The organism is Methylophaga sulfidovorans (genome assembly GCF_900114205.1).
Lineage (GTDB): Bacteria > Pseudomonadota > Gammaproteobacteria > Nitrosococcales > Methylophagaceae > Methylophaga > Methylophaga sulfidovorans.
This window is the reverse complement of record NZ_FOSH01000005.1, coordinates 153,025-179,585: the sequence shown is the minus strand read 5'-3', so window position 1 is coordinate 179,585 and position 26,561 is coordinate 153,025. Positions and strand designations below refer to the sequence as shown.

General features: G+C 41.2%; 30 protein-coding genes. 13 read left to right on the top strand and 17 right to left on the bottom strand.

Translation table 11 applies throughout. From position 1 onward, the window contains the following. Positions 1–11 precede the first annotated feature (11 nt). From BM232_RS05850 to BM232_RS05840, 3 genes are read right to left on the bottom strand one after another with little or no spacing between them, the layout of a single operon-like run. A complete protein-coding gene (locus tag BM232_RS05850; RefSeq protein ID WP_091712284.1) occupies positions 12–917 on the bottom strand; it encodes an NAD(P)-dependent methylenetetrahydromethanopterin dehydrogenase in 906 nt (301 codons plus the stop codon). Positions 918–972: 55 nt separating this feature from the next. Continuing rightward, complete coding sequence (locus BM232_RS05845; RefSeq protein WP_091712283.1) at positions 973–2,007, bottom strand: beta-ribofuranosylaminobenzene 5'-phosphate synthase family protein; 1,035 nt, start codon at positions 2,005–2,007, stop codon at positions 973–975. After that, entirely contained in the window at positions 2,004–2,870 is an 867-nt protein-coding gene (locus BM232_RS05840) for an NAD(P)-dependent methylenetetrahydromethanopterin dehydrogenase (protein WP_091712282.1), read from the bottom strand. The genes BM232_RS05845 and BM232_RS05840 overlap by 4 nt, the downstream gene beginning before the upstream one ends. A gap of 240 nt (positions 2,871–3,110) precedes the next feature. Here BM232_RS05840 and BM232_RS05835 point away from each other — a divergent pair, with 240 nt between their 5' ends. Beyond that, positions 3,111–3,470: a hypothetical protein gene (locus BM232_RS05835; RefSeq protein WP_091712280.1), complete on the top strand. Its 360-nt coding sequence runs from the start codon at positions 3,111–3,113 to the stop codon at positions 3,468–3,470. A gap of 57 nt (positions 3,471–3,527) precedes the next feature. Here the strand turns inward: BM232_RS05835 and BM232_RS05830 are convergent, their stop codons facing one another. Both BM232_RS05830 and BM232_RS15200 read right to left on the bottom strand, forming a co-directional pair. Next, positions 3,528–4,325: a quinoprotein dehydrogenase-associated SoxYZ-like carrier gene (locus BM232_RS05830; RefSeq protein ID WP_091712278.1), complete on the bottom strand. Its 798-nt coding sequence runs from the start codon at positions 4,323–4,325 to the stop codon at positions 3,528–3,530. Positions 4,326–4,487: 162 nt separating this feature from the next. Continuing rightward, the gene (locus BM232_RS15200) at positions 4,488–4,613 is read right to left on the bottom strand and encodes a hypothetical protein (RefSeq protein WP_281248270.1); all 126 of its coding nucleotides are present in this window, start codon (positions 4,611–4,613) and stop codon (positions 4,488–4,490) included. Between BM232_RS15200 and gltX the strand changes: the two genes are divergently transcribed. The 3 genes from gltX (at position 4,612) to BM232_RS05815 (ending at position 9,038) form a co-directional block, all read left to right on the top strand. Further along, positions 4,612–6,015: a glutamate--tRNA ligase gene (gltX, locus tag BM232_RS05825; RefSeq protein ID WP_091712276.1), complete on the top strand. Its 1,404-nt coding sequence runs from the start codon at positions 4,612–4,614 to the stop codon at positions 6,013–6,015. The two genes, BM232_RS15200 and gltX, sit on opposite strands and share 2 nt — an antisense overlap. A gap of 222 nt (positions 6,016–6,237) precedes the next feature. Continuing rightward, on the top strand, positions 6,238–8,016 hold the full coding sequence (locus BM232_RS05820; RefSeq protein ID WP_091712274.1) for a methanol/ethanol family PQQ-dependent dehydrogenase: 1,779 nt from the start codon (positions 6,238–6,240) through the stop codon (positions 8,014–8,016). Positions 8,017–8,156: 140 nt separating this feature from the next. Next, positions 8,157–9,038 (top strand): quinoprotein dehydrogenase-associated putative ABC transporter substrate-binding protein, encoded by an 882-nt coding sequence (locus BM232_RS05815; protein WP_091712272.1) that lies wholly within the window; start codon positions 8,157–8,159, stop codon positions 9,036–9,038. A 27-nt stretch (positions 9,039–9,065) separates the two neighbouring features. Here BM232_RS05815 and BM232_RS05810 read toward each other — a convergent pair whose 3' ends face one another. After that, positions 9,066–9,533 (bottom strand): DUF302 domain-containing protein, encoded by a 468-nt coding sequence (locus tag BM232_RS05810; RefSeq protein ID WP_091712270.1) that lies wholly within the window; start codon positions 9,531–9,533, stop codon positions 9,066–9,068. 77 nt (positions 9,534–9,610) lie between these two features. Between BM232_RS05810 and BM232_RS05805 the strand changes: the two genes are divergently transcribed. From BM232_RS05805 to BM232_RS05795, 3 genes are read left to right on the top strand one after another with little or no spacing between them, the layout of a single operon-like run. Then, positions 9,611–10,291, top strand: coding sequence for a hypothetical protein (locus tag BM232_RS05805; RefSeq protein ID WP_245752822.1), 681 nt, complete (start codon positions 9,611–9,613; stop codon positions 10,289–10,291). Between the two features lie 60 nt (positions 10,292–10,351). After that, a complete protein-coding gene (locus BM232_RS05800; protein WP_091712268.1) occupies positions 10,352–11,809 on the top strand; it encodes a sensor histidine kinase in 1,458 nt (485 codons plus the stop codon). A gap of 12 nt (positions 11,810–11,821) precedes the next feature. After that, on the top strand, positions 11,822–13,198 hold the full coding sequence (locus tag BM232_RS05795; protein ID WP_091712266.1) for a sigma-54-dependent transcriptional regulator: 1,377 nt from the start codon (positions 11,822–11,824) through the stop codon (positions 13,196–13,198). 1 nt (position 13,199) lies between these two features. Here the strand turns inward: BM232_RS05795 and BM232_RS05790 are convergent, their stop codons facing one another. The 7 genes from BM232_RS05790 to BM232_RS05760 form a co-directional block, all read right to left on the bottom strand. Further along, on the bottom strand, positions 13,200–13,607 hold the full coding sequence (locus BM232_RS05790; RefSeq protein WP_091712265.1) for a ClpXP protease specificity-enhancing factor: 408 nt from the start codon (positions 13,605–13,607) through the stop codon (positions 13,200–13,202). Positions 13,608–13,610: 3 nt separating this feature from the next. Then, positions 13,611–14,228 (bottom strand): glutathione S-transferase N-terminal domain-containing protein, encoded by a 618-nt coding sequence (locus BM232_RS05785; protein WP_091712263.1) that lies wholly within the window; start codon positions 14,226–14,228, stop codon positions 13,611–13,613. A 43-nt stretch (positions 14,229–14,271) separates the two neighbouring features. After that, positions 14,272–14,976 (bottom strand): cytochrome c1, encoded by a 705-nt coding sequence (locus tag BM232_RS05780; protein WP_091712262.1) that lies wholly within the window; start codon positions 14,974–14,976, stop codon positions 14,272–14,274. Then, entirely contained in the window at positions 14,976–16,202 is a 1,227-nt protein-coding gene (locus BM232_RS05775; protein ID WP_091712261.1) for a cytochrome b, read from the bottom strand. The genes BM232_RS05780 and BM232_RS05775 overlap by 1 nt, the downstream gene beginning before the upstream one ends. Next, positions 16,202–16,798, bottom strand: a complete 597-nt coding sequence (gene petA / locus BM232_RS05770; protein ID WP_091712260.1) for a ubiquinol-cytochrome c reductase iron-sulfur subunit — start codon at positions 16,796–16,798, stop codon at positions 16,202–16,204. Before petA ends, BM232_RS05775 begins: the two co-directional genes overlap by 1 nt. Positions 16,799–16,981: 183 nt before the next feature. Next, complete coding sequence (locus tag BM232_RS05765; protein WP_091712259.1) at positions 16,982–17,425, bottom strand: plastocyanin/azurin family copper-binding protein; 444 nt, start codon at positions 17,423–17,425, stop codon at positions 16,982–16,984. Between the two features lie 201 nt (positions 17,426–17,626). Further along, positions 17,627–19,396 carry an ABCB family ABC transporter ATP-binding protein/permease gene (locus BM232_RS05760; RefSeq protein ID WP_091712258.1) on the bottom strand — a complete coding sequence of 590 codons (1,770 nt, stop codon included), beginning with the start codon at positions 19,394–19,396 and terminating at the stop codon, positions 17,627–17,629. Between the two features lie 158 nt (positions 19,397–19,554). Here BM232_RS05760 and BM232_RS05755 point away from each other — a divergent pair, with 158 nt between their 5' ends. From BM232_RS05755 to nadA, 6 genes are all read left to right on the top strand, one after another. Beyond that, on the top strand, positions 19,555–19,827 hold the full coding sequence (locus BM232_RS05755) for an FmdB family zinc ribbon protein (RefSeq protein ID WP_091712257.1): 273 nt from the start codon (positions 19,555–19,557) through the stop codon (positions 19,825–19,827). Between the two features lie 21 nt (positions 19,828–19,848). After that, the gene (locus BM232_RS05750; protein ID WP_091712256.1) at positions 19,849–20,484 is read left to right on the top strand and encodes a DUF502 domain-containing protein; all 636 of its coding nucleotides are present in this window, start codon (positions 19,849–19,851) and stop codon (positions 20,482–20,484) included. A gap of 82 nt (positions 20,485–20,566) precedes the next feature. Continuing rightward, on the top strand, positions 20,567–22,348 hold the full coding sequence (gene aspS / locus BM232_RS05745) for an aspartate--tRNA ligase (protein ID WP_091712255.1): 1,782 nt from the start codon (positions 20,567–20,569) through the stop codon (positions 22,346–22,348). 16 nt (positions 22,349–22,364) lie between these two features. Further along, on the top strand, positions 22,365–22,562 hold the full coding sequence (locus BM232_RS05740) for a zinc-finger domain-containing protein (RefSeq protein WP_091712254.1): 198 nt from the start codon (positions 22,365–22,367) through the stop codon (positions 22,560–22,562). Next, on the top strand, positions 22,563–22,970 hold the full coding sequence (gene mutT / locus BM232_RS05735) for an 8-oxo-dGTP diphosphatase MutT (protein WP_091712253.1): 408 nt from the start codon (positions 22,563–22,565) through the stop codon (positions 22,968–22,970). Between the two features lie 4 nt (positions 22,971–22,974). Beyond that, positions 22,975–24,051 (top strand): quinolinate synthase NadA, encoded by a 1,077-nt coding sequence (nadA, locus tag BM232_RS05730; protein ID WP_091712252.1) that lies wholly within the window; start codon positions 22,975–22,977, stop codon positions 24,049–24,051. A 2-nt stretch (positions 24,052–24,053) separates the two neighbouring features. On the opposite strand, the gene yacG is transcribed toward nadA, so the two are convergent. The 4 genes from yacG to BM232_RS05710 all read right to left on the bottom strand — a co-directional run bounded on the left by yacG (position 24,054) and on the right by BM232_RS05710 (position 26,561). Then, positions 24,054–24,245, bottom strand: a complete 192-nt coding sequence (gene yacG, locus BM232_RS05725; protein WP_091712251.1) for a DNA gyrase inhibitor YacG — start codon at positions 24,243–24,245, stop codon at positions 24,054–24,056. Positions 24,246–24,247: 2 nt separating this feature from the next. Continuing rightward, positions 24,248–25,018 (bottom strand): cell division protein ZapD, encoded by a 771-nt coding sequence (gene zapD / locus BM232_RS05720; RefSeq protein WP_091712250.1) that lies wholly within the window; start codon positions 25,016–25,018, stop codon positions 24,248–24,250. Between the two features lie 71 nt (positions 25,019–25,089). After that, positions 25,090–25,692, bottom strand: a complete 603-nt coding sequence (coaE, locus tag BM232_RS05715) for a dephospho-CoA kinase (RefSeq protein ID WP_091712249.1) — start codon at positions 25,690–25,692, stop codon at positions 25,090–25,092. Next, positions 25,692–26,561: a prepilin peptidase gene (locus tag BM232_RS05710; RefSeq protein WP_091712248.1), complete on the bottom strand. Its 870-nt coding sequence runs from the start codon at positions 26,559–26,561 to the stop codon at positions 25,692–25,694. The genes coaE and BM232_RS05710 overlap by 1 nt, the downstream gene beginning before the upstream one ends.

Genomic DNA, 26,561 nt, shown 5'->3' with positions numbered 1-26,561 from the left:
GCTTGATGAAGTTATACCAGTTTACGAGCACCTTCAAATGCATTACGGAAATCAAGATACACAGGCTTTTCTGATTCTAAGGTTTCTCTCAGTAAGGCTTGCTGTAATTTGTATTTGATATCACCAATAGCTAAGGCTCCAATCCCTACTGCATCAGGTGAATTAGTTGCATGAATTAAAGGAGCACCGAAGTCCATTAATTCGACGCCCTCAATGCCAAGAGGGGAAACAGCATTTACATCGCCGGCAACTTTCAGTTTCGTCGCATCATGCAAAACAGACGCATTCAATACCTGAACCCCGGCTTTTGCTGCACAGAAAACTATATCGGCATCGGATAAAAGGCGAGCTTTGTCAGCATCTGATGCAGCGGTTGTTCCACGTAAGTCAACGTCATAACGTTTTTTAGCTTCTGCAGCAAATTCCAGTGCTGTATCAATAGAAAAGTGATCAACAATCGCTGTTTCAGCACCTTGAAGTGCAGCAATGACTGCAGTTGCAATACCTACTGGACCTGTCCCGCCAAATACAACGGCTTTAGCCCCTTTTAATTCTTGCTGAAATTTGTTTTTTAACTCACGTTCGACACAAGCGACCAAAGCCGCTGCGGTGGTAAATGCACCACTTGGATCAGCAAATACTGAAATTTCAAAAGGTGGCACCATTGATTTTTTGGCTGATTCCAGCATGTCCATAGCTAATCCGATATCACGGCCACCAATGAACATACCTGTTTTTTTCACGCCAGAAGGGCCGCGAGAAAATATAGCATCTTGGGTTAATCCCGCGACTTCACTTAACTCAACATGAGAGTATGGAATAAGTACATCATAACCAGCATCTAACGCCATATTGATGTCAAATGGACTGTTGTGCTTCATCGGGTTGAGCATGTGAATAATCGAACGTTTGGACATAATAAATCCTTATAATAAAATCAAATTACGGCTGAAGTTATGATAATAGCCACACTTACATAGTGGATTCAATAACTGCACCACGATTATCTGCAGATGTTTGGATAAAAGTAGGTGTGTTGTCATCAGAAAAAGTATTGTCGACAAACTGTTCCAGTTCTTGAATTAATTGTTTTGCTTGTATGCCATTTTCAACAAAGATACATCCGGTTGGTCCCCAAGAGCTTTGTGCGATACCGGTATGCCCCAGTTTTTGAGCATGTAATAAACAGGCCTCGACACGTTTGCTGGTATAGCGACCTCCTTGTGCTTGAGCAAAATGATCACCAATCAATCCCTGAATATCAGTAATCGCTTTGCCGAATTCGTCAGCAGACTGTTCGATTAAAGAAGGTAATAACTGCATTAAGGTAATGTGGCTGATCAAACGCGCATTAGCTTGAGGAAAAATGGGAAGTTCTTTGAACGCTTGTAACTCGGCTGCGCCATGAATGCCCTGATGATGAGGATCCATTACCAATACGATTTTCCAGTCAGTGGGGAAATCGATGTGTGTAAGTATGGGGGGAACGGTCTGATTTGGTTTAAGACCACCATCAATCACAAAGCCACCACGATCAAATGTAGCAATACCGATACCTGAACGTTTACCTCTGCCTAACTCTTTAGCTAATGACGGTGTGTTAATGGATAAACTATGAAATTTGGCAAGGGCTGTACCTAGCGTGAGGGCTAGTTGTGTGCCTGAACCCAGACCAGAGTGTGCTGGGATAACCGTTTTTAAACGAATACTGATACGACGATTTGCAGAAGGAATTTGGTGACCGAAACTATCATAAAATCGCTGGCAAATTTGGCTGATTTTCAGTTGCAAATCATCTGTCAGGCAGTCACCTTCAATACTGAAACTTTCAGCAGATGATATTTGTATCGTAGTGTGATGACTATTGATCGCAAGTCCGATACTACCGAACTTGCGCCCAATCTCAGCATTTAAATCAAGAAATCCAAGGTGAAGCCTTGCTGGAGCCTGAACGGTGACAGATGACATTACCATCAGGCTTTCAGCTTCAGCAGTTTGTTGTTTCACTGTTCGTTATCGATCTTGCAGGCAATGTCGTAAATAGTGGTTTCATCCAGGAAGGCGTCATTACTTTCGAAAAGTGAAGAGATAGCACCGCGGTGGACTTTCATTTTGAAGTTACCAATGGCTATAGCACCGTAGTAACGCATGCCATTTTTCTCTGCGCCATTGTCCATCACTTCCATGCCTGCTACACCTAGAGGAGGTACTGCGTTCACGTCAGCAACGACTTCAATCGAAGTATTATTTTCCAAAGCCATTTCCGGCACAACACACACACCGGCCGGTCCGGCAGCAATAACGACATTGGCTTCGGCCAATATACGTTTAACGGCTTCATCACTGCGTGTTTCACCCGGTAAAACATCAACGCCGTAGTGTTCTTTCATTTCTTTGACGGTCGCTTTACTTCTTTCCATGCTACGGCAAGTTAAGGTGACTTGTTTCGCACCTTCTTTCAGCATGTAAAGCGCGGTTCTCTGGCCAACAGGGCCCGAACCTAAAATAACAACGTTTTTCCCTTTGACATCATAATCTGTCAGAACTTTTCGGGCGATCGCTGCAGCTGTGGTATTGGATCCATTAGGATCAAGCATTACCGATACACTGACGGGACCAAAAAATGCTTTTTTAACAGCTTTGCCGACCAGCTCACTGGCAGGAACATTTGAGCCACCAATGAAAATGGCGCTATTTTTTAAGTTTTTACCTCCACGAGTAAAAATCATGCCGTGAACATGTGGTGTGACATTGTCACGTGTCGCGCCGCCATGAGCAATAATGTTATCGACGCCGGCATCATAAGCGACTGCTTGGTCGAAGGTGCTGGCAACTGGATCTGTATCCAAGTGCAATAACAATTTTTTCATTTGGCTATCTCCCGCCTGTATTGAATAGTGTCTGGATTGAACGAGAAATTCTACCTGATGTTGGTCTTGTGTGAAAATAAAGCGTTTTTCATCTATCTGTCATAGCAGAAGATTATGAAGAATTCCTGTAGTATATCTATCTAATTCTGTATCAAAATCAGGATAAGTGGAACTTAATATTATAATGTCGAGTCACAACTCATCCAAACAGATGAATAATAATTTTATAGGAGAGAATGAATGAAAATTGCTGGAGCTGCTACGTTGTTTGCTACAGGTTTGGCATTATTGCCAACAATGGCAATGTCCAATGATTTTTCTACGGTAACCCGTGTACATTATGTAATGGATTGTATGGAAGCTAATCCTAAAATGAATGTTTATGAAGGTGTTCATAAATGTTCTTGTGTGGCGGATAAAATGGCAGAAGCCTTTTCCGAAAAAGAATTTGAAGATATCAGTGCGGGCTTTATGTACAAGAACCTTCCTGCTGATAAAGGGGCGGAGTTCAGAGATGACAAAAGCATCAAGAAAGGTTTAAAACTTTTCAAACAAGTAAATGAAACTGCTTATAAAGAATGTCGTATTCATAATAAATAAAATATTCAAGCATAAAAAAGGCCGCTAATGCGGCCTTTTTTATTTGTGGGTTAGAGCTTATATGTCTTTTTCTATTTCAAATTCTTCTGACTGAGTGTCATGTACTTTCGCTTCTAATTTTCCATGTTCTTCAGGTGTGAATGTGAAACGAAGACTTGGGTCTTCGCTGATAGATATACCTGCATCAACACTGATTAATGGTTGTCCGTTATAGGTGATATCAATTTTATCGACATAATGCGCCGGAATATATTTACGTGCCTTTTGATCAAATTGCAGCCCATTATAATTAGGATGGCTGACGATCATTTGCGCCTGAACCGGCTCACCAATGGTTGGCTGACGCATTCTTAGCTGCATTTTACCTAAGCGCGCTAGTGCAGCGGCGGCATCCTTACCTGCAGGAGCACTACAGCCACCGGATGCTTTCACGAATCGTGACACCATATACAAACTGCCATCATTCATTTCGGCAATAGCTCGTACATAGGTGTATTGATCAACGCGCATTCGGGTTGATAAGTCTACAGTGCCTAAGTTTGGAGAAAGATGAAACTTTGCTGAGTAAGGCATTGGGTTGTTATCTATAAATACATATATATTTTCTATGTAGTTATCTTTTGTTTGCGGCTTTAATGATTTAATGGTGATTGGAACAATGGCTGCATCTTCAGCACGTTTTGGTGCTTCTAAATCTAATACATCATTTGCATTATCATGTATTGTTTTATCTCCGAAATATGTCTGTTTAAGTACAGGCCATACAGGTTCTTCCGGTGTTGCGGCCATAATTGAGTAACTACCCAGAAGTAGGGCTAAACCTACTAGTGTTATTGCTGATAATCGACTGAACATTTTTTTTCTCCCAATAAAGCGTTGTTGTTATTGTAAGATTTTTGAGAAGTTATACGTGGGAAAAGTTCCTTTGTTTATTCGTGATTACTAATATAGTGGATTTTATTAGCAATGAGTATGAGCTTATTTCTTTAATTCTATAACTGAAGAATGCTTCAGCATTTATAACGCACGATGCGTCACGGCTTCTGAAAATAGTCGTCCATTGATTTGAACCGCGATATATAAACATTCAACTGGTACAATATCGGCCTTTATTGAACCTATCCAGTTGAGAGTTTCTAACATGACTATACGTACCCGTTTTGCACCAAGTCCAACAGGTTATCTACATGTTGGTGGAGCGAGAACAGCTTTGTTTTCCTGGCTTTACGCCCGTAAACATGGTGGTCGATTTGTACTTCGCATAGAAGATACTGATCTTGAGCGTTCAACGGCTGAATCTGTGCAAGCCATTCTTGATGGCATGTCATGGTTAGGGCTTGATTATGATGAAGGGCCTTTTTATCAAACCCAACGTTTCGATCGTTATAAAGAAATTATCCAGCAATTGATGGAGCAGGGTGATGCCTATTATTGCTATTGCTCTAAAGATGAACTGGAAGAAATGCGTGAAAAGCAGCGAGCTAATAAAGAAAAGCCTCGTTATGATGGTCGTTGCAGACATTTAACTGAGCCAAAGCCTGGTATTGAGCCTGTTATACGATTCAAAAATCCTACTTCGGGTAGTGTTGTAGTGAAAGATATGATCCGGGGTAATGTCGAGTTTAAAAATGCTGAGCTGGATGACTTGATTATTGCTCGTCCTGATGGCACACCCACATATAACTTAACAGTTGTTGTCGATGATATGGATATGCAGATGACTCACGTTATTCGTGGTGATGATCATCTAAATAATTCACCCAGACAAATTAATATTTTTAACGCTCTTGGTGCTGAACCGCCGAAGTTTGCTCATGTACCAATGATTCTTGGGGATGATGGTGCCAGGTTATCAAAACGCCATGGTGCTGTAGGCGTGATGAGCTATCGCGATCAAGGGTATCTTCCAGAAGCATTATTAAACTACTTAGTAAGACTAGGTTGGTCGCATGGCGATCAGGAAGTGTTTTCGATACAAGAAATGATCGAGTTTTTTGATATTGAAGATGTAAACAGAGCAGCTTCCAGTTTTAATACTGAGAAGTTACTGTGGTTAAACCAGCAATATATTAAGAATAGCTCTGCATCACATATTGCAAAACATCTTGCCTGGCATATGGAGCAAAGGGCAGTTGATCTATCTGCAGGACCTACTCTTGAGCAAATTGCTGTTCTCTATCAGGAACGTGCTAAAACACTTGTCGAAATGGCAGATAGCAGTATGTTCTTTTATACAAAAGTCAGCAGCTATGATGAGAAAGCAGCAAAGAAAAATCTGAACCAAACCAGCTTACCTCTGTTGCAAGATATGAAAACTCGCTTATCACAAATCATAGATTGGCTTGCCGAACCTATCCATACGGAAATAAAAGCCTGTGCAGAAGTACATGAAGTAGGCATGGGGAAAGTAGCCCAGCCAATAAGGGTAGCTATCACAGGTAATACAGTATCTCCTTCCCTGGATGTGACACTGGAATTAATGGGGCGTGAGCGCACATTAGAAGCAATTGAACTGGCTATTGATTGGATCCTTAACCAGGACTAAAACGGGATTAAAATTCTAAACTAACTAAAAAAGATATAAATTTCATTTACTTATGCTTTCGGGAAAAAATTCCCGAAAGTTATAAGTAAAATATCATAAAAAATATGGGAAATATGCTTGACTAACGTTTTCTTCAAGATTATTGTTGCCCTACGCATGAGGTTCAACACTGAACATTTTTCGTGTCGTATATAACTAGAAAGCAATAAAGAGGAAAACTTTATGAAGCTGAAAACTTTATCAATCGCAATGATGTCATTAGCTGTACCAGGTCTGGCTGTAGCTGATGAATTATTGGAAATGCAAAAAGACGAAAACAACTGGGTTATGCCAGCAGGTAACTATTCAAATACTCGTTACTCTGAATTAACTCAAATCAACAAAGACAATGTTAAAGATTTAAACATGGCATGGTCTTTCTCAACTGGTGTTTTACGTGGTCACGAAGGTAACGCTCTGGTTATCGACGGCACGATGTATGTTCATACACCGTTTCCAAATATCGTATTTGCGTTGGATTTAAACAACGACGGCGCGATCAAATGGAAATATGAACCAAAACAAAACTACGATGAAACAGTGCCAGTTATGTGCTGTGACACGGTTAATCGTGGTTTAAGCTATGGCGACGGAAAAATCTTCCTGAACCAGGCAGACACAACATTAGTCGCTCTGAACGCAGCTGATGGTAGCGTTGTATGGTCTGACAAACGTGATGATCCAAAACTTGGTGCAACCAGCACTGCTGCAGCTCACGTATTTAAAGACAAAGTTTTAGTGGGTATCTCAGGTGGTGAGTTTGGTGTACGTGGTTACATTCAAGCTTATGACTTAGACGGTAACGTGAAATACAAAGCGTACAGCACGGGTCCTGATGAAGAAATGTTAGTTGACCCTAACAAAACTATGTCAATGCTGAAACCAGTTGGCAAAGATTCTTCTTTGAAAACATGGCAAGGTGACCAATGGAAAATTGGTGGTGGTACCACTTGGGGCTGGTATTCATATGACCCAGATCTGAACATGTTCTACTATGGTAATGGTAACCCATCTACCTGGAACCCTGTTCAACGTCCTGGTGATAACAAATGGTCAATGTCTCTATGGGGTCGTGACTTAGACACCGGTATGGCGAAATGGGTTTACCAAATGACACCATACGATGAGTGGGACTATGACGGTGTGAACGAAGTCGTCTTGGTTGATCAAAAAGTGAAAGGCAAAATGCACAAAACAGCCGTCCACTTTGACCGTAACGGTTTTGGTTACACCATGGACCGTGTTACTGGTGAACTGTTAGTGGCTGAAAAATTTGATCCAGCCGTTAACTGGTCAAACGGTGTGAACCTGAAAACAGGTCGTCATGATCGTGTAGCGAAATACTCCACTGCACGTAACGGTGAAGACGTGAACACAACAGGCATTTGTCCTGCGGCGTTAGGTTCTAAAGATCAACAACCATCAGCGTACTCTCCACGTACTGGTTTACATTATGTGCCAACCAACCACGTTTGTATGGACTATGAACCATTTGAAGTGGAATACGTAGCGGGTCAACCATACGTTGGTGCAACATTAAGCATGTTCCCAGCGCCAGGTGGTACTCACTTAGGTAACTTCATCGCTTGGGATTCACGTGAAGGTAAGATCGTATGGTCAAACCCAGAACGTTTCTCAGTTTGGTCTGGTGCGTTAGCAACAGCTGCTGATGTCGTATTCTACGGTACATTGGAAGGTTACCTGAAAGCGGTTGATGCGCAAACAGGTCGTGAACTGTGGAGATTCAAAACTCCATCAGGCGTTATCGGTAACGTCAACACCTACAAACATGAAGGTAAACAGTATATCTCTGTGCTGTCAGGTGTAGGTGGTTGGGCTGGTATCGGTATGGCGATTCCAAGCTTAGAAAACGACACAGATGGTCTTGGCGCAGTCGGTGCATACAAATCACTGTCTAGCTGGACTAACCTGGGTGGTGTTCTGAGTGTATTCAGCCTGTAAGACCCAGATGATATAGATTACTCTGTAATCTTAGTCTGAATAAAAAGGCCCGGCATCTTTTGATGCTGGGTCTTTTTTTTGAAACAAATATGTTAGCTTAATGGTCGAAAGTTTTTCATAATCAAAAAAAGGAAGAGAGAATGACCAAAATACAGCGTTGGACACTAGTTATTATGGGAGTCCTTCTGGGTGCAACCACAGCATATGCTGCCGGCGATTTAAAACCCCTCCCTGGACAAAAAGCCGTACGCGTCTGTGCTGACGGTTATAACCTGCCTTACTCAAATAAAGAAGGCGAGGGCTTTGATAATAAGATCGCAGAGTTACTAGGTAAAGAATTAGGTTTACCAGTTGAATATTATTTTTTCCCGCAACGTATAGGCTTTTCACGTAACACTATTAAAAAAGTCGATCCGGATACCGGATTATTTTATTGCGATGTCGCAATGAGTATTCCTGAGCATACAGATTTCTTAAAACCGACAAAACCTTACTGGAGCTCAATTGAATCGATGGTCTATCGTAAAGGTGAAGGTTATGAGCTTCATCAAATGAAAGACATTGTGACTGCCAGAAAAGATGGTAAACCTCTACGTATAGGTATCTTTGATCGTGGTGTTACTACAAAAGCATTATTAGACTTAGGTTTAGCCGATCAGATTCAGTATTTTCAAATGATGCCTGGTGATGCCCGAGTTAATGCTGGACGTATTATTAGTGATGAGCTGGCTAAAGGTAATATTGATGTTGCGTTATTGTGGGGACCAATTGCAGGTTATTATGCTAGTCAGTCAGATGTACCAATGGTCGTTCAACCGCTGAATGAGCTGGGTGAAGCCTATGTGTTTAGCTTCAGTATGGGAACACGCTACCAAGATAAAAAATGGAATGCACTATTAAACCAGTTCCTCACAGAAAATAAAGACGAGATTGCTGCGATAATGGCGCAATATCATTTCCCGTCATTAGAGAATGTTAATCCATATCCTAAAAAGCGGGTACGTAAGGATGATGATGATTAAAATTAACTGATGATTTTATCGGGGCGACTATTCAATGGTTGCCCCGATAATTGTTTTTAAATTGTGATTAATTTTTTTTGCAAATGCCTGTTGTTTATCGTTATCAGATGTTTCATCCATCAGTTTGGTACTGACAATAACCTGACCTGATTTGGATTGACGTACACTGATATTACAAGGCATTTCGTTGATAAGTTGAGGATTGATTTCCATCAATTCCTTTGCATAGGTGATGTTACAAAAATTAGTAATGGTCGCTAATGGAAAATCCGTATCACCACGATCTCGAATGGCCTGGCCAATGTGACTTCGATGAATGATGCGGTAATTTTGTTCTGATATAGCAATATCTAGGTTTAATAAGGTATCTTCAAAAGAATAAGGACTTTCTTTTTCATATAGTCTGCTTTCAGTCTGCTGATTACAGGCTGTACAGAGTAGAAAAATAAGGATAATAAGGGAGTAGCTGGAAATGCCTGAGAGAAATGTTTTCATGTATTCATAGCTATTTTTAATGTATGGCTGTTTAGAATAACACTATAAAATCAAAGTAAAAAAGAGAGAGGTTCAATGTGGAAAAATTGTTAATGGTATTGATGACTGGATGGCTTATGGTGCTTTTCAGTAATGCCTTTGCTGAGCCTGGATTCTCAGAAGTAAATAATGAATTGTTTGATAAAGCTCACTTAAAAAATATTACGCAACCGGGCACGTTAACTTATAAATATAAAAAAGAAAGTTTCGTTGAAGATTCCCGTGAAGACACAATAAAAGTACATGTCTCCAATATCCGTAATACAGGCCGTAGTGACTTATCTTTTGAGTTCTTTACCGATAAATACAAACGCCCTTATGAAGCAATGGAAAATCAACGTGGAAATGGTGTCTTTGTACTTTTCCTCGAGTTTGATGTACATGAAATGAAACGTTTGACCGGTGGTGAATGGCGTTATTTTCAACGTAAATTACGTTGGGCATTGGCCGCAGGTGCAGAGAAGAAACAGGTGGATATTGACTATAACGGCAAAAAGGTGAAAGGCACACAATATATCGTGCAGCCATATATTAATGATCCTAAAAATGCACGTTATAAGCTATACGCTAGTAAATATTATATTTTCACACTTTCAGAAGATATTCCTGGTGAAATTTATCAAGTCAGAACCATCGTACCTGATGGCGATACATGGCATGAGGGAGAGGCTGCATTAGTCGATGAAAGTATTACGTTTGAAAGCTATAAACCCGAGTAAAAGGGATGATTGCTTGATTTCGGACAGCATAAAACGGGCTGAAAAGGCCCGTTTTTTTATATGAAACTATTTTCCCGCTTTCGCCGCAGCATTCAAGGCTCACTGTTATTACATGAGCTGAGTTTCTTCATTATTATTCTGGTCACTGCCAGTGTGGGTATCGTATGGGCTTTTGCATGGCAAAAAAGCTCTGAGGAATCTTTACGGCTTACCTCGATGAATAATCATATGCAAAATATTCGAGGTGAGTTATATCGACAATTGAAAGAAGTATTCGATGCTAATTTCCTTGCCGATACCGATGCTCCCAAAGAATACGAGCAATATACAGACAGGATTACAGGATTTATCCAAGATTTAAAGCAGGAAGCTGAGCAGGAAAATGAGTTTCAGGCAGTGATTGATATTGAACTGGCCTATCAACGGTTTCATGATGAAACGCATGCACTATTAACGGTAATCCGACCATCAGAGCAACAAAAAGAACTGTTGAATCTACAACTGGAGAAATATACCTTTAAAGCGCTGGAAGATGCCTTCAGCCATTTTGAAACCCTGCTCAATAATAAGCAGGACTCATTAACACATGATCGACAAAAGTGGATGTCACAGTTAATTATACTTGTACCCATCCCGGTCTTATTAGCGTTTACATTATTATTACTATCACGGCGTTTTGTGAATAATAATGTCATCAAGCCTCTCGCCAGAGTTATGCAAGGCGCTAGACGAATAAGTAAAGGTGAATTAAATCATGAAATTAAAGGCGGTGGGGTAGACGAGTTAATACGATTGTCTGATGCAATTAACACGATGGCAAGTGAGCTTATCATCAATCGGGACCGATTGATTGAAGCAAAAAAACAAGCGGCATTAGGGGAATTAGTTCCTCTTGTTGCTCACAATATTAGAAATCCCTTGGCAAGTATCCGTGCAGCATCACAAGTTACATTAGATGAAAGTCCCGCTCCTGAAATTCAGGAAGCCTTAAAAGATATTATTATTGCTGTAGACCGCCTTGAACGCTGGGTGACTTCATTATTAACTTATCTGCATCCAATAAGAGCTCATTTCATTCAGAAGCCCCTGACACAAGTGGCAGACAATTCCTTGGCGATGATGGATTTACAACTCAAGGATAAAGCTATATACATTGAACGGAAAGGTTGGGAGCTAGAACCAACACCGGTTTTTATTGATATCAATTTAATGGAGCAAGCCATATTCAATCTTGTGCAGAATGCAATTGAAGCATCACCAGCTTCATCACTGCTGGTACTGGAATATAAAGAACGTTCAGACCATATTGAATTGAGTATTTGTGATCAGGGCAAAGGAATGAACTTTGATCCTTTAGATGAAGATGCTGTCGGCAAGGACGATACTAAACGACTTAGTTTTGGTTTAGGCATACCCTTTACACTAAAAGTTGTGAAACAGCACCAGGGCGAGCTCATTTATCACGCTAATGGCAATCAAGGAACGTGCGTGATGGTGAGACTGCCAAAAACTTTCTAAGGTAAATTGAAATTGATACTGAATGTTTTGCTAATTGAAGATGAAACGCTTTTTGCTAAATCTGTTCTAAAGCGCCTGCAGCGCGAAGGACATACACCAACAATTGCTGAAACAGTTGCAGATGCATACATACTGTTGGAAAAGAACTTACCAGATATCATTCTGTTAGATGTTCGATTACCAGATGGTAGTGGTCTGGATTTCTTACAGTCTTTAAGAGAGCATCAAACCTGGCACGTCATACCAGTAGTTATGATGACAGCTTATGGTGAATTAGAAGATGCTGTTCGAGCCATGAAGTTAGGTGCGACAGATTATTTGAAGAAACCTGTAGATTTAGATGAATTGGTGCTCACAGTAAATAAAGTGATGCAAACACAAAAACTAAGTCAACAGCTTGACTACTCACATGTGCGTGAGACGCATGGCTCTGAACCTGTTGTTATGATTGGTCAAAGTAATGCCATGCAAGCTATTAAACAACAAATGGAGCGTGTGATTCAGTTGGTTGATAGGGCTCATACGAAGTATCCAGTTATTCTAATCAATGGTGAAACAGGAACAGGCAAGGATGTACTTGCTCGTTATTATCACCAAGCAGGCAGATGGCGGGATAAGCCTTTTGTCCATGTTGACTGTGCAGGTTTACCTAAGGATTTGATAGAAGCTGAACTGTTTGGTTACGAGCGCGGTGCATTTACAAATGCACACCAGGCAAAAGCGGGGCTGATTGAAGTGGCCGAAGAAGGGACACTTTTTTTAGATGAAGTTGGTGAGCTGCCCCTTGAATTGCAATCGAAATTACTAAATGTGCTGGAACGCCGTCAGATACGACGAATTGGCGCAACGCAGGAAAGAGCGGTTAATGCACATTTTATTGCTGCAACCAATCGTGATTTGCCGCAAATGGTTGCTGATGGAGAGTTTCGCTCTGATCTTTACTTCCGTTTAAATGTTATTCAACTCCAGATGCCACCATTGCGTGAGCGGAAAATAGATATCGCACCGTTAGCAGTATATTTTGTTGAGCTGGTTGCCAGACGTTATGGTTTAAAACCGCCAGTCTTTACTGAAACGGCTGTTAATGCTTTGCAAAACTATGATTGGCCAGGAAATATCCGAGAGTTACAACATGTCATTGAACGCGCAGTGATGATGTCTGTTGATGGCTTGATTGATGTATCTGAATTGATTATGCAGACTACTGTCATAAAATCGCTACAGCAGGATCCTGTCGAAGTATTAGGACATATGACGCTGGAACAAGTCGAAAAATATCTACTGGAAAAAGCACTGGAGAGAACGGCTGGTAATGTGTCCCGTGCCGCCCGTGAATTAGGCCTGACAAGAATGGCCATGCGATATCGCATGGAAAAATATCAATTATAGTTTACTTGACGACTTTTAAACTGGGGCGACTTCCTGACTTTTTAGTGTCGTTTTGCGTCGTGGGTTCAGTTTTTTCCGGGGGCGGCGGCGGTGTTGGCATATCTTCTTCCGGAAAGAACATGCCTTCATTGTTTTCTTTACTGTAAATAGCCTGAACAGCAATAATAGGAATAAAAATATCCATAGGCTTGCCAGCAAATCTTGCCGAGAAACTAAGCCAATCATTACTGATATTTAAGTCACGCACCGCATCGGGTGCAATATTCAGGACGATACGACTGTCGCGAACAAAGTCAGTCGGCACTTGTACACCTTCATGGTCAGTATTGACGAGTAGATAAGGTGTAGAAGCATTATCTAATAACCATTCATGTATAGCTCGAATAAGATATGGCTTTTGTGAAGTCATAATTTATCGCATGGCCTTTTCTGCTGGCGTTAAACTCTGTTGGAAGCTCTCTCTACGGAAGATTTTCTGTGCATATTTTTCTACAGCACTGGCACTTGCAGGTAATTTTATTTTTAATGCCGGAAGGCGCCATAACAACGGGGCCAGTGTACAATCCAGCACCGAAAACTCATCACTCATAAAAAATGCTGAGTCTTCAAATAATGGTGCAAGTACAGTCAGATCTTCCTGAATCGTTTTGCGTGCTTTACTGACGTTACCCTTCTCTCGTCCTGAAATAACATTCCAGTGTGAGTACCAGTCTCTGTCTATTCTGTAGAGCATAAGCCGTGTTTTTGCTTTTGCTACCGGGTCGACAGGCATCAGTGGCGGGTGAGGGAAACGTTCATCCAGATATTCCGCAATAACACTCGCATTGAATAAAACTAAATCACGATCAAATAAGGTGGGACCAATACCATATGGATTAGCAATCGCAACCTCTTCCGGCCAAGCGCCATCAACTAAGGTTTCAATATTCGCATCAATATCTTTTTCCTGAAGAATAATGCGAACCTGGTGACTAAAGGGACAAATAGGATCTGAGAAAACCGTCATTTTAGAACGGCGAGTACTGTTCATTTTTTATCAAATCCTATCATGTCTTCTTTATACCAAATAATGATCAATGTATGTCTTTCCAAAACGCTTTTTTAAGTGGATAAGCAATTAAGAAAAACAGTATCAAATAGAGAAGAACCCATTTTGCAAGGGCCATTCTTTGTAGTTTTGATGGCTCACCGATATAAGCAAGAAAGTTAACCAGATCATGTACAACTTGGTTATATTCATGCGTTGATAAAGGTGGGTTTTCAGGTGCAACTAATTCGCCAGTCTCTGCATCTTTTGTTTGGTAACCTTGTTGTTCCCAAAGTACATGAGGCATACCAACATCTTTAAAAGCAAGATTATTAGTACCCACTGGACGAGATGAATCGAGATAGAATGTTCTCAGATAAGTATATAACCAGTCTGTACCTCTGGAACGAGCTATAACGGATAAGTCAGGAGGTGTCACACCAAACCATTTTTTTGCATCTTCCGGACGCATTGCAATAGTCATCGTGTCACCAATTTTGTCAGAAGCAAACATCAGATTATTTTTAACCTGATCATCGGTTAACCCCAGATCTTTTGCCATACGGTTATAACGCATGTATGCAGCCTGATGACAACTCAGACAATAGTTAACAAATGTTTTTGCACCACGTTGTAAAGATGCTTGATCGGTAATATCAATGTCAGTGTGATCCAAATGGACACCACCTCCGGCAGCCATAGCCTGTACCGAAAACAGGCTGAGGAAAACAGTAAAAATTAAATGTTTCATTAGCTTGTTACCCTTTCTGGTACAGGTTTATCTTTGTCAAATTTCGTGTAGAACGGCATAAAGATGAAAAATGCAAAATAGATAACTGACGAAATTTGAGCAATCAGCGTATACAGCTCTGTGGCAGGCTGGGTGCCTAAAAAGCCTAAAATTAAGAAGCTGATAATAAACAATGTTAATGCGATTTTGAAGTAAGGGCCGCGGTAACGAATGGATTTTACCGGGCTTCTATCTAACCAAGGCAGCAAGAATAAGAACACAATGGATAGGCCCATTGCCACAACACCAGGGAACGCAGATGCATTAATACTTGGCACGGCCCTTAAAATTGCATAGAAAGGCGTGAAATACCAAACAGGTGCAATATGCTCTGGTGTTTTCAGTGGGTCTGCTGGAATGAAGTTAGCATGTTCAAGGAACCAGCCCCCCATTTCTGGCATATAGAACAACACCAATGAAAAGATGAATAAGAAAACGGTGACGCCAACAATATCTTTCACAGAGTAATATGGGTGGAACGGGATACCGTCTAATGGTTTTCCTTGTTTATCTTTAAGTTTCTTGATTTCAACACCATCAGGATTATTAGAGCCAACTTCATGCAAAGCAATAATATGGGCAACAACAAGTCCGAGTAATACGATGGGTAAAGCAATAACATGGAAAGCAAAGAAACGATTCAGAGTGGCATCAGCTACAACAAAATCGCCCCGAATCCATAAAGCCAGTTGTTCACCAATCACGGGAATAGCGCCGAACAGTGAAATAATAACTTGAGCACCCCAGTAGGACATTTGTCCCCATGGCAGCAGATAACCCATAAAGGCTTCTGCCATCAATACAAGGTATATCAACATACCAAACAGCCATACCAGTTCACGTGGTTGCTTGTATGAACCGTAGATTAATCCCCGGAACATATGCAGATAAACCACAATGAAAAAAGCAGAGGCACCGGTGGAATGCATATATCGAATTAACCAGCCCCATTGCACATCACGCATGATGTACTCAACAGAAGCAAATGCTAATGCAGCATCCGGTTTATAGTTCATTGTCAAAAAGATGCCTGTGACAATTTGTATAACCAATACTAATAAGGCGAGTGAACCAAAGAAGTACCAGAAGTTAAAATTCTTTGGTGCATAATATTCAGAAAGGTGTTCTCTCCACATCTTGGAGGCGGGAAAACGAGCATCAACCCAATTCATCAATCCAGAAAACATTACGCAGCTCCTTCTGAACTTTTACCAATTACCACGACGTTATCACCTTCGAAAAAATAGGGTGGTACGAGCATGTTTTTTGGAGCAGGCATATTTAGGAATACACGGCCGGCTAAGTCATATCGAGAGCCGTGGCATGGGCAGAAAAAGCCACCCTTCCAATCTTTACCGAGATCTTCTGGTGCTAATTCTGGTCGGTATGTTGGGGAGCAGCCTAAGTGTGTACAAATACCAACAAGAACCATTAACTCTGAACGGATAGAGCGTGCTTCGTTTTGGCAATAATCAGGTTGCTGACTGGCCATCTCGCTGTGGGGATCCACGAGTCTATCGTCCAGAGAAAAAAGTGTTTCTATCGTTTCTTCACTACGTCTGAAGAGCCAGACAGGTTTCCCTTGCCATTCAACAGTCAGTAACTGACCTTTCTCTAATTTACTAATATCCACTTCAACTGGTGCACCGGCGGCTTGAGCCTTCGCACTAGGTAACATGGACGAAACAAATGGTATGGCAACAGCAACTGCACCAGCTCCACCAACAACACTGGCAGCTGCGGTCAGAAAACGCCTCTTGCCTGTATCGACATTGTGACTCATCGACGGAGTCCTCCCAGCTATCTGATAATCTTAAATTCTCATCGAACCACATCAATTGTTATTGTTAGATGATGTGGTTATCCACAAAACTCGTAGATATTATCATAGTACGGGAGGTAAATGATCAAAAAAGCCCGCCTAGAATTAAGCGGGCTTTTTATTTCAAAACGGTTTTAATCTATATTACTTGACCGCTTTTGCAGCTTTTTTCACCAAACGTTTCAGAGCACCTTTAGGTTTGGTTGCTTGGATAGCTTCTAAGTTAGTTGGTTCACCAACGATAACAACACCACCCATACCTGCGCCCCAATGAGGGTCACATTTATATAAGTACACGCCTTCAACTGTTAGAGGATCAGTTGTGAAGTTTTCACCCATTTGTGAAGTCCAGCCAGTTGCGCCTTCAGGAATATACTCGTGTTCACCGTCAGCTTGGACAAATTTTGTGTTTGTGATGTGACCATTCATGTTTTCAAAAGAAACTGTGTCACCTGGTTGAATTTGAATAACCATAGGTTTGAATGATGTGACTTGAGCTGTAACTGTGTGGTTTTCAGCCATTACAGAAGTTGACATCAATGTCGCTGCAGTTAAAGTAGCGGCGATAAGTGATTTACCATATTTCATTATTAATCCTCTTGTTTTCATAGGTTATATGACCCAGTGCGATGCAAGTTTGGCACAACCAAACTGAACCGAAACTGAACGGATAAAATAGTTATCTCTTTGGTATATATTGATTTAAGTCGGTTGGAACCGCGCGACATACTAACCTGACTTTTGGCATAAAGTCCAAAAAAGTGAGCGAATATGTGTCAAATAACACACTTATACGGCGTCGTTTATTTCTGTATGACTTTGCTGTAGTTGCCACATGGATGTATAAATACCGTTTTGGGCTAGCAATTGTTGATGTGTGCCTTGTTCTATAATTTCACCTTTGTCCATCACCAGAATCTGATCTGCGTCGATAATAGTCGATAGTCTGTGAGCAATAACCAATGTGGTTTTATTCTGACTAATATTGATGATTTCTCTGCCGATTCGTTGTTCTGAATGGCTGTCCAGGGCTGAAGTGGCTTCATCAAAGCACAATAATTTGGGATTTTTCAGAAGGGTGCGGGCAATGGCGATACGTTGCTTTTCTCCACCTGATAATTTCAAACCTCGTTCGCCGACGATAGTGTCATAACCATCAGGTAGCTGTTGAATAAAGTCATGAAGATTGGCCTGTTTTGCTGCTGCAATGACAGCTTCATTATTTGCAGATGGTTTACCATAAGCAATGTTGTGATAAATCGTATCGTTAAACAAAACGGTGTCTTGCGGCACTATCCCAATATGTCGACGCAGGCTACTTTGAGTAACAGTCTTAATATCCTGATTATCGATTTCTATACGACCCAACTGAGGATCATAAAACCGATAAAGCAACCTGATAATGGTTGATTTTCCAGAACCACTGGGTCCGACAATCGCAAGCTTTTGCCCTGCTTTTGCTGTGAAATTGATATTTTTCAGGATGACTCTGTCCGGATGATATGAAAAACCAACATTTACAAACTTTATTTCTCCAAGGTCTATATCAATATCTTTTGCATGGTCGGTGTCAGAAATTTCTTTTTTTTGTTCGAGTAAATGAAACATACGTTCCATATCGGCCAAGGAATGACGAATTTCTCTATAGACAAATCCTAAAAATCCCAGAGGCATATATAACTGAAGTAGATAAGCGTTAATCAGAACAAGATCGCCGAGTGAAAGCTGACCATCAACCACACCTTGTCCTGCAAGTAACATGAGTGTAGTCAAACCAATTGAAATGATAATGCCCTGACCAATATTCAAAACTGACAGTGACGTCTGGTTATGAATGGCTGACTTTTCCCATGATGCTAATTTTTTATCGTATTGAGAAACCTCTAATTGTTCATTATTAAAATATTTTACGGTTTCGTAATTCATCAGGCTGTCTATTGCCTGATTATTTGCTTGAGAGTCCATCTCATTCATGCGTCTGCGATAACGCATTCTCCATTCAGTAATAATGAGGGTATAAAAGATATATATAAGAATCGTACTTGTGGTGATAATGGCAAAAATACTGTCGTAATTAATGAGTAAGATTGCCGTGACTAACCCAATTTCTACCAATGTAGGTAAGATATTGAATATCATGAAGTTCATCAGGAAACTGATACCGCGACTACCACGTTCTATATCACGTGATATGCCGCCGGTTTGTCTCTGTAAATGAAATTGAAGTGATAGTTCGTGTAAGTGAGCAAGTATCTGTGAGGCGATTCTACGAACAGAACGAAAGATAACCTTTGCGAATAGCGCATCTCGTATTTCACTGAACGCGCTGCTAGCCAGTCGTAGAAGTCCGTAAGCCACCAACATCATGACGGGCAGATAAATAATATTTTGCTGCTGAGGATCTAAGGCATCGATAGCATGTTTGAGTGTCAGAGGGACAGCAACATTGGCCAGCTTTGCTAAAGTGAGCAGGCTAAGCGCAAGTATGACGCGGCCTTTAAATTTTTTTATAAAGGGAAGAAGTCGGCGTATTGCCTGCCAGTCATTTTTCGATGTCATTAATATAGTTTAGCGCATTAAATTAGCGATGTTGGAAGTGAGCGCGGCGGCAAGAAACATTTTTAGTTATAATTAATGGGTTTAACTCTTGAAATGCGGCTTTCGAGACACTATAAAAGTGGTCTCCAATATTTGTTTTATCGTATGAGGAAGGAATAATGCCACTTTATGAATATCGCTGTGATGCGTGTGGTCATGAATTTGAAGCATTGCAAAAAATTAGTGATGAACCGTTGGTTCATTGTCCAGCGTGTGAAGAAGCGCAGTTACGCAAATTGGTCTCGGCGTCAGGATTTCGTTTGAAAGGTGATGGCTGGTATGAAACGGATTTTAAAACAGGCAGCAAACGTAATTTAGCAGATACTGGAACGAGCGATAGCGGAAAAAAGACTAAAGCAGCCGCATGTGGTACGGGTTGTGGCTGCCATTAATCATGTTTGAACCTAACATAAATGCGTAAATATCTGATAGCTGGATTATTAGTATGGATGCCATTGGGCATTACATTCCTTGTTATCCGCGCTATCGTTGGATTTCTTGACCAAACTTTATTATTACTACCGAAGGCTTACCAGCCGAATAATTTATTAGGGTTTCACATCCCTGGCTTAGGAGTGTTATTAGCGGTTGTATTGGTATTAGCAACGGGTATGATCGTTGCCAATCTGTTAGGTCGCCGGTTAGTGAATGCCTGGGAGTCCTTGCTATCAAGGATTCCTCTGGTCAGAACACTCTATGCAGGAATTAAGCAAATATTAGAAGCCGTATTAGCAACAGACGGCCAGTCATTTCGCCGTGTACTTTTGGTGGAATATCCAAGGAAAGGCGTTTGGAGTCTTGCTTTTATGACTTCAGATCAGCTAGGTGAAGTACAAGAAAAAACACGATCTGAAGTGATGAGTGTTTTTATACCGACAACACCTAACCCAACATCTGGTTTTGTGCTCATGTTGCCAAAAGAGGATGTGATTGAGCTGGATATGAGTGTTGAACAAGGTTTAAAAATGATTATCTCAATGGGAGTCGTTGTGCCTGATTGGGAAAAAGAACAGTTATTGAAAAAAACAGGCTCAGCAGAAAAAGCCTGAATAAGCTTAACATTTAAGGGTTCGAATCCTGTTTTTCAGAACTCAATTGCAAACTATAAAAATTTAAAGATTGGAAGTTATTATGCGTAGCCATTATTGCGGCGAGGTAAATGAAACCCTCGAAGGTCAGACAGTTTCTATTGTTGGCTGGATGCACCGTCGACGAGATCACGGTGGAGTTATTTTTATTGACCTACGAGATCGTGAGGGATTAGTTCAGGTTGTATGTAATCCAGAAGATGCTGAGTGTTTTTCTGTTGCTGAACGTGTTAGAAGTGAATATGTACTGAAAATTGAAGGGCTTGTTCAGCTTAGGCCTGCTGGTAGTGATAATGCCGATTTGCGTAGCGGTAAGATTGAGATCATTGCTAAGAAACTTGAAATTCTTAATGCCTCGGAAACACCGCCTTTCCCATTAAATGAATTATTAGACGTCAATGAAGATATCCGTCTGCGTTATCGTTATATTGATTTACGTCGACCAGAAATGCAGCAGCGTTTGCGTTTCCGTTCACAGATAACACGTCAGCTACGTAATTTTCTGGATGCAAATGGCTTTTTAGACATCGAAACGCCTATTCTGACAAAAGCAACACCAGAAGGGGCTCGTGATTACCTGGTACCAAGCCGTACGCATCAGGGTGAGTTTTTCGCGTTGCCACAATCTCCTCAGCTTTTCAAACAATTATTAATGATGTCCGGTATGGACCGTTATTATCAGGTTGTTCGCTGCTTCCGTGATGAAGATTTACGTGCTGACCGTCAACCTGAGTTTACCCAGATTGATATTGAGACTTCTTTTGTTGAAGAAGAAGACTTTATGAACATGATGGAAGAAATGATTCGTAGTCTTTTTGCCAATGTATTGGAAGAGGCTTTACCGAATCCTTTCCCAAGAATGACTTATGCCGAAGCCATGGATCGCTTTGGTAGTGATAAACCTGATTTGCGAATTCCGCTGGAATTAGTTGATGTCAGTGATTTAATGGGAGAGGTCGACTTTAAAGTTTTCTCTTCACCTGCCAACGATCCACGTGGCCGTGTAGCAGCACTAAAAGTGCCGGGTGGCAATAATCTGAGTCGTAAAGAAATTGATGACTACACCAAATATGTCAGCATCTATGGCGCGAAGGGTTTAGCGTATATCAAGGTAAATGATATTGATGGCGGACGTGAAGGTTTACAGTCACCTATTCTGAAGTTTTTACCTGATGAAGTTGTTACTGCCATCATGCAGCGTGTTTCTGCGGAAACAGGTGATTTAGTCTTCTTTGGTGCCGATAAAGCGTCAATAGTGAATGAATCCTTGGGCGCATTACGTGTGAAACTGGGTCATGATTTAAATATGGTTGAACGCGGCTGGAAACCTCTATGGGTGGTTGCCTTCCCCATGTTTGAATGGGATGAAAAATCAGAACGCTGGCATGCACTCCATCATCCGTTTACAGCTCCACGTGAGTCTGATTTGGAATTATTGGACTCTGATCCGGAGAAATGTCTGTCACGTGCTTATGACATGGTATTGAATGGTACTGAACTTGGTGGTGGTTCAATGCGTATTCATAAGACAGATGTCCAGCAAAAAGTATTTGAATTACTGGGCATTAATGAAGAAGAAGCGCAGGATAAATTTGGCTTTTTATTAAACGCCTTAAAGTACGGATGTCCTCCGCATGGTGGTCTGGCATTTGGTCTGGATCGTTTGGTGATGTTGATGACCGGAGCTGCATCAATACGTGATGTAATGGCGTTTCCAAAAACGCAATCAGCAAGCTGTTTGTTGACGGATGCGCCAAGTCCGATTGATGATGCATTATTGAAAGAGCTGAATATCAGATTGAGAAAGAATCCTCAGGCTGAATAGTCGTTAAGGAGATCTTATGGGTGAGCAAAGTAATGATAAATCGTGTGCTGAAAAACATTATTGGGTTCACCCTAAAGATCTGCCTTTGAGCTGTCCAATGCCGGATATGCCTGTGTGGAATGCACATCCCCGAGTATATTTAGATATCGAAACCAAAGGTGAAGTAGCTTGTCCTTATTGCGGGGCACTTTTCACTCTAAGCGGTCAGGATTAAATGAGTCAAATACATGTCGCTGTTGGTGTTATTGTTCAGAAACAGCAGGTATTTATTGCCTTGCGTAAGCCTGAACAGCATCAAGGTAATTTATGGGAGTTTCCTGGAGGTAAGGTTGAGGCAGGAGAAAGCGCCTTGCAAGCCTTAAAAAGAGAAATTAAAGAAGAGCTGGCTATCGATGTACATTCAGCAGAACCGCTTATCAGTATTACTCATGATTATGGTGATAAGTCTGTTTTATTGGATGTTTGGTGGAGCAATGCTTTTGAGGGAACACCAATAGGTCAGGAAGGTCAAATTACTAAATGGGTAGATATTTCTGCCTTACATCAGTATGAATTTCCGGCAGCCAATAAGGCCATCGTTGAATCAATACAACAGCAATTGAATACCACACAGGCATTTTAGAATTATGAGTTTAGCAGAAGCCATTCCACAATCACTTCAATCAAAGATTGACTCAATAATCGATAATGTGGCGCCAACACCCTGGCTGTCTGAAGAAGAAAAAGCCGACTATATTGAGAAAATAAAACGTCTGTTGGAAGAAAAGAATGCCGTAATGATTGCTCATTATTATGTTGATGATGAATTGCAGGCTTTGGCAGAACAAACAGGTGGATATGTTTCTGACTCTTTGGATATGGCAAATTTTGGTGCTAAGCATCCCGCTGACACCTTAGTGGTTTGTGGTGTCCGCTTTATGGGCGAAACAGCAAAGATTCTGAGCCCTGAAAAGACGGTTCTCATGCCGACACTGGAAGCAGAATGCTCACTTGATCTTGGTTGTCCGATTGAAGCTTTTAGTGCGTTTTGTGATCAGCACCCTGAGCGTGTTGTTGTGGTTTATGCTAACACCAGTGTTGAAGTAAAAGCGCGCGCTGATTGGATTGTGACATCAAGTAATGCCATACAAATTATTGAAGCATTAAAAGCGGAAGGCAAAAAGATTATCTGGGGACCAGATCGTCATTTGGGTCAATATATTAAGAATAAAACCGATGCCGATATGCTTTTATGGCAAGGGCATTGTGTTGTTCATGATGAGTTTAAGCTGTACGAACTTGAACAACTTATGGCGAAATATCCTGATGCTGAGGTTTTAGTTCATCCGGAATCACCTGAGGCGGTGATTGCCAAGGCAGACTTTGTTGGCTCAACAAAACAAATTATTGCGGCAGGTAAAGCATCTAAAGCGGATACGTTAATCATCGCAACAGATTACGGCTTGTTTTATAAAATGAGCCAGGCTGTTCCTGATAAACGTTTAATACCAGCACCGACAGGCGGCAAGAGTGCGACCTGTAAAAGCTGTGCTCATTGCCCGTGGATGGCAATGAATACCCTGGTCAATTTACATAAGACTTTGGTCGAGATGAATAATACGATTGAAGTGGATGAGGATATTCGTCAAAAAGCGTTGATCCCACTGAATCGAATGCTTAACTTTTCTTATGAAAAAGGTATTCTCACAGCCGGTGATGCTTAGCCTTAGTGATAATCGGAGTCGTCGTTATCATCTAAAGATGTGTGAGCTGGGGGGCCTGGAATCCGGTGTCCTTCAGATGCCCATTCACCGAGATCAATCAGCTTACAACGCTCACTGCAAAAAGGTTTCCAGATTTGATCTTCTTTCCAGGGGACTAAGGTACCACATTGCGGGCAGTTAACAGTAGTTACCATAATTACATTGCACAACAGCTGAGTTTAAAAGGAATGGTTTCGAACGATTGCTGTGGTCGTTGCTGGATATCAAATAACATAAAGCGGACAGTGAATCGATGTTTTCCACCACTGACTTCAGGAAAAAAAGCTTTGTCACGTGGAATTTCAACACGAATAAGTTGATAAGGCTGATTTGAATCCAGACTGCGTTGATAGAAGCCCGCTTCCGCTACTTCATCTTTAAAACCAACACTGCCTCGGATAAGTCGAAGGCTAAGTTCAACAGCATTTCTGACAGAGATAAATTCATTTAACCAGAGTTGAAGTTGCTCAGTGCGTGTTTCAGCTACAGCATGTTGTAACCAGAAGTGGTAAGACGGTAAATCAAATTCGCAGGTACCGCCTGGTATGCTTGAACGCTGGCGGATGCTATATAAAAATTCATTATCACGTAATTGCTGACCTAAGCCTGATTTCTGAATATGCAAAGCATCCAAACTTTGATCGAGATCTGAAAGTAATGAATCTAATGCATCTCTATCGACACCCGGAGTATTTTCGAGTGCTGATAAATTGGCAATCAAGCGCTCGATTTCTTTCATTAATTCTTGTTTCATATCGCTACGCTCAAATACACTGAGCATGCTTAATATTCCATCCAAAGCATCGCGGTGATGCATTTCGGATTGGCCCATCAATGCAGAATCAACACGTTTAAATAGAAACTCTAACCTCAGGAAGGTTCGAATTCGTTCATTGAGTGGTTGTTCAAAAATTATCGAATCTGACACGGGTCTATTTTTTTATACGATGAGTGGATAGGTTTATTGTCCATGAGTCTTTGCTGGCAAGCAACTTAATGTCATTTGTCAGCAAAGTTTAAGTAGAGTTCATGCAATTGAGCAACTTGATGTGCTAAAGAATCTACAGAATGGTTATTATTGATAATATCATCTGCGTATTGCAAGCGAACTTGTCGATCACATTGGCTATTAATCATTGCAAGCGCTGTTTCTGTAGAGACTTTATCACGGCTTGTTAACCTTTCCAGCTGTGTATGTTCACTGACATCAATAACACAGACACGATCTACTTCTTTATGCATACCCACTTCAATCAATAGCGGTACAGATAAAATACAGTAAGGTGATGAAGCGCTCTCTGCTTTACTTAATAATTGTTGATGGATTACAGGATGTAATATTGCTTCAAGTTGCTGTTTGGCATTTGGCTCATGAAATATGCGTTCGCGAAGATAGCGTCGGTTAATATCACCGTTCTTTAACAAAGCCAACTCACCAAAAATATTTACGACCTTTGTATAGCATGGTGAACCTTGGCTTAAAAGGGCATGTGCAATGCGATCAGCGTCGATAATGTCAATTTGATATTTATCATAAAACAATGAGGTCACAGTTGATTTGCCACTAGCGATACCACCAGTGAGTCCGACCTTAAATACCATTAAACAAGTCCAGACCAATGAAGGTAAGCACCGTTAATGGTATCTCCCCATACAAGTGCTATCCAGCCTGCAATTGCAAGATAAGGACCAAACGGGATAGGAATCTCTCGTTGATGGTTTTTCAGTAGAACGAGAGTGACACCAATAGCTGCCCCGACAAAAGATGATAATAAAACAATCATGGGTAACGCTTGCCAGCCCATCCAGGCTCCTAATGCTGCGAGAAGCTTGAAATCACCATAACCCATCCCTTCTTTACCTGTGACCAGTTTAAAGAGGTGATAAATGCTCCACAACGATAAATAGCCGGCAATAGCTCCAATGACACTACTATGCAAATCGGTGTAGGTACCTGCTAAGTTGAAAGCTAAGCCGAGCCAGATAAGTGGAAGAGTGATTTTGTCTGGTAATAATTGGTGATCAACATCAATAAAAGTTAATGCTATCAATGCCCAGCTAAGTATAAGTGCACCGATAGCGCTCCAGTCAAAGCCAAATTGCCAGGCGATAATGGCTGACATACATGCAGATATCGCTTCGATAAGTGGATAACGAATTGAAATCGGTGTACGGCAGTTTTTACATTTACCACCAAGAAACAGGTAACTTATGACCGGAATATTTTCCAGGGCGGTGATGGCATGACCACAATGAGGGCAGGCTGAGCGAGGTTTTGACAGTGAAAAAGTGGTTTGTGATTGACTGGCTTCACCAGTAAGTTCTGCACATTGTTCCGCCCATTCGCGTTGCATCATAATAGGAAGACGATAAATCACTACATTTAAAAAGCTACCAAGCAGTAGGCCGAGAAGGCCAGCAACAATTATCCAAGCGACTGGCGATGCCGCCAGGTAATCGATGAGTGACAT